This window comes from Streptomyces cahuitamycinicus (assembly GCF_002891435.1).
Classification (GTDB): domain Bacteria; phylum Actinomycetota; class Actinomycetes; order Streptomycetales; family Streptomycetaceae; genus Streptomyces; species Streptomyces cahuitamycinicus.
In genome coordinates this window covers 1-3,942 of the sequence record NZ_POUC01000584.1, presented here as the reverse complement: position 1 = coordinate 3,942, position 3,942 = coordinate 1, and the positions used below count along the sequence as shown (strand labels likewise).

General features: G+C 70.3%; 3 protein-coding genes. All 3 read left to right on the top strand.

Annotation, left to right across the window (positions count from 1 at the left end):
* Nucleotides 1-83: 83 nt before the first annotated feature.
* Entirely contained in the window at nucleotides 84-2,222 is a 2,139-nt protein-coding gene (uvrB, locus tag C1J00_RS39700) for an excinuclease ABC subunit UvrB (RefSeq protein ID WP_102913715.1), read from the top strand.
* Between the two features lie 139 nt (nucleotides 2,223-2,361).
* Nucleotides 2,362-2,940, top strand: coding sequence for a TerD family protein (locus C1J00_RS39695; protein ID WP_102913714.1), 579 nt, complete (start codon nucleotides 2,362-2,364; stop codon nucleotides 2,938-2,940).
* A 153-nt stretch (nucleotides 2,941-3,093) separates the two neighbouring features.
* Nucleotides 3,094-3,942, top strand: an 849-nt coding sequence (locus tag C1J00_RS39690) for a TerD family protein (protein WP_146046356.1), incomplete at its 3' end; no start/stop codon positions are given.

Sequence of the window (3,942 nt, the reverse complement as noted above, 5' to 3'; positions counted from 1 at the left end):
CCCCGTGGAGCACCGGGGGCCCCGCACCCCCCAGAACCGCTGATCAGAGCCCGTTGTCAGTGCGGGGTCGTACGGTGGATCCCATGCGGCCCGTTTCAAAGATCGAACGCACGGTGGCGCCTTTCGAGGTCGTCAGCCCCTACCAGCCCAACGGCGACCAGCCGACGGCCATCGCCGACCTAGCCCGGCGCATCGAGGCGGGGGAGAAGGACGTCGTGCTGCTCGGTGCGACCGGCACCGGCAAGTCCGCCACCACCGCGTGGATGATCGAGAAGCTCCAGCGCCCCACGCTCGTGATGGCGCCGAACAAGACGCTGGCCGCCCAGCTGGCGAACGAGTTCCGCGAGCTGCTCCCGAACAACGCCGTCGAGTACTTCGTCTCGTACTACGACTACTACCAGCCCGAGGCGTACGTCCCGCAGTCGGACACCTACATCGAGAAGGACTCCTCGATCAACGAGGAGGTCGAGCGCCTGCGCCACTCCGCGACCAACTCGCTGCTCACCCGCCGTGACGTCGTGGTGGTCGCCTCGGTCTCCTGCATCTACGGCCTCGGCACCCCGCAGGAGTACGTGGACCGCATGGTCTCCCTCCGCGTCGGCGAGGAGATCGACCGCGACGAGCTGCTGCGCCGCTTCGTGGACATCCAGTACACGCGTAACGACATGGCCTTCACCCGCGGCACCTTCCGCGTCCGCGGCGACACCATCGAGATCTTCCCGGTCTACGAGGAGCTGGCCGTCCGCATCGAGATGTTCGGCGACGAGATCGAGGCGCTGTCCACCCTGCACCCGCTCACCGGCGAGATCATCAGTGACGACGAGCACCTCTACGTCTTCCCGGCCTCCCACTACGTCGCGGGCCCCGAGCGCCTGGAACGGGCGGTCAACGACATCGAGAAGGAGCTGGCCGAGCGCCTCGCGGAGCTGGAGAAGCAGGGCAAGCTGCTGGAGGCCCAGCGCCTGCGCATGCGGACCACGTACGACATCGAGATGCTCCGCCAGATCGGCAGCTGCTCCGGCGTCGAGAACTACTCGATGCACTTCGACGGCCGCCTGCCCGGCTCCCCGCCCAACACCCTGCTGGACTACTTCCCGGACGACTTCCTCCTCGTCATCGACGAGTCCCATGTCACCGTCCCGCAGATCGGCGCCATGTACGAGGGCGACGCCTCCCGCAAGCGCACCCTCGTCGACCACGGCTTCCGGCTGCCCTCCGCCCTGGACAACCGCCCTCTGAAGTGGGAGGAGTTCCAGGAGCGCATCGGCCAGACGGTCTACCTGTCGGCCACCCCGGGCAAATACGAGATGTCCCGCTCGGACGGCTACGTCGAGCAGATCATCCGCCCCACCGGTCTCGTCGACCCGGAAGTCGTCGTCAAGCCCACCGAGGGCCAGATCGACGACCTGGTGCACGAGATCCGGCAGCGCACCGAGAAGGACGAGCGCGTCCTGGTCACCACGCTCACCAAGAAGATGGCCGAGGACCTCACGGACTACTTCCTGGAGCTGGGCATCCAGGTGCGCTACCTGCACAGTGACGTCGACACCCTGCGCCGGGTCGAGCTGCTGCGCGAACTGCGCGCCGGTGAGTACGACGTGCTGGTCGGCATCAACCTCCTGCGCGAGGGCCTCGACCTGCCCGAGGTGTCCCTGGTGGCGATCCTGGACGCCGACAAGGAGGGCTTCCTGCGCTCCGGCACGTCCCTGATCCAGACCATCGGCCGCGCCGCGCGCAACGTGTCCGGCCAGGTCCACATGTACGCCGACAAGATCACTCCGGCGATGGAGAAGGCGATCGACGAGACCAACCGGCGCCGCGAGAAGCAGGTCGCGTACAACACGGAACGGGGCATCGACCCCCAGCCGCTCCGCAAGAAGATCAACGACATCGTCTCCCAGATCGCCCGCGAGGACCTCGACACCGAGCAGCTGCTCGGCTCGGGCTACCGCAAGGCGAAGAAGGACGGCGGGGGCACCAAGGCGCCCGTGCCCGCCCTCGGCAAGGCCGCCGGGACGGCCAAGTCCGCGAAGGGCAAGGCCAAGGAGACGGCGCCGACCGACCGCCCCGCAGCCGAACTGGCCGGGCAGATCGAGGAGCTCACCGCGCGGATGCGGGCGGCCGCCGCGGAGCTCCAGTTCGAGATCGCGGCCCGGCTGCGCGACGAGGTCTCCGAGATGAAGAAGGAGCTGCGCCAGATGAAGGAGGCAGGCCTGGCCTGACAGCGCGCCGCGTACGCGCAGTGTTGCAAGACCGACACAAAGCGCGGAGCGGGGTACATCGCTGTCAGTGCCCCTGCGTAGGGTTCTGGTCAACCGCGACTACGCGGCAACAGGGGACGTTCGAGAGGGGAATCAGCGCGTGACCGTCAACATGACCAAGGGTCAGGCCATCAGTCTGCAGAAGAACGACGGTGGCAGTCTGACCGCGGTTCGCATGGGTCTCGGCTGGCAGGCGGCTCCCCGGCGCGGCCTGTTCGGCTCGCGCACGCGGGAGATCGACCTCGACGCCTCCGCCGTCCTGTTCGCGGACAAGCAGCCGGTCGACGTCGTCTTCTTCCGCCACCTGGTGAGCGACGACGGCTCGGTGCGCCACACCGGGGACAACCTCGTCGGCGGTGTCGGCCAGGGCGGCGACGACGAGGCGATCCTCGTCGACCTCGGGCGGGTCCCGGTCCACATCGACCAGATCGTCTTCACCGTGAACTCCTTCACCGGTCAGACCTTCCAGGAGGTGCAGAACGCCTTCTGCCGCCTGGTCGACGAGACCAACGGCCAGGAGCTCGCCCGCTACACGCTCGCCGGCGGCGGCCAGTACACGGCCCAGATCATGGCCAAGGTCCACCGCACGGGTCCGGGCTGGACGATGACGGCCCTGGGCAACCCGGCCAACGGCCGTACCTTCCAGGACCTGATGCCGACGATCCTGCCGGTGCTCTGAGCGCACCCGGACCGCCGCAGCCGGCCGTCGCACCCGGACCGCTGCAGGCGGACCGGGGGCCTGGACCAGCGGGCCCGGACCGCCGAACCCGGACCCGGCGGGCCCGGCGAGCAGTACCCGACTCCACACAACGACACATGGGGGACGAAGGCGATGACGGCCGAGCTGGTGCGGGGGCAGAACCACCCGCTCTCCCAGGCCCGTCTAGAGATCCGGATCTCGGCCGGTACGCCGATCGTGGCCGTGGCCGCGCTCGGCGACGAGAACGGCCGGATCCACGGCGCGGAGTGGGTGGCCCACCCGGGCGCACCCACCCAGCCGGGTCTCGAGGTTCCCCGGCAGGCCGCCGCCGATCATCGTCTCGCGGTGGACCTGGATGCCGTGCCGGAGGCCGTCCACCGGGTGAGCGTGCTGCTCGCCCTGCCCGCCGGGAGGACGGGGCCGGTCCGTTTCGGCGCGGTGGCGGCCCCCTTCGTCGCCGTCACCGGCCTCGACGGCGGCGAGATCGCCAGCTACACCATCACCGATCTGGAGGCCGAGTCGGCCGTCGTCGCCCTGGAGCTCTACCGTCGGCAGGGCGCCTGGAAGGTGCGCGCCGTCGGCCAGGGCTACGCGGGAGGCCTCGCCGAACTCCTCACCGACCAGGAGCTGCCGCAGGCCCACCGGCTCGCCGGCAGCATCAACGACGCGGTGTCCCAGGGGCTGGCCCGCTCGGTGCAGGCGCCCCCGCCGCGCACGGCGGACGGCGACCGCTCCCGGCAGGCGGCGGCTCCCGCCCTCGGCCCGGACCAGGGCGGCACCGCGCCTCAGCCGGGTCCCGTGCCGCCGATGCCGCCGTACGGCGGTCAGACGCCCGGCGGTCCCGGGCAGCCCGCCCCGCAACAGCCGTCGTATCCCGGCTCCGCGCCGGATCATGACGCCGTCACCCAGCCGTCCGCGCCCACGTCCGGCGGCCCCATCGACTACAGCCACCCGCTCCGCCAGAGCGCCGCTCCGCCCCCG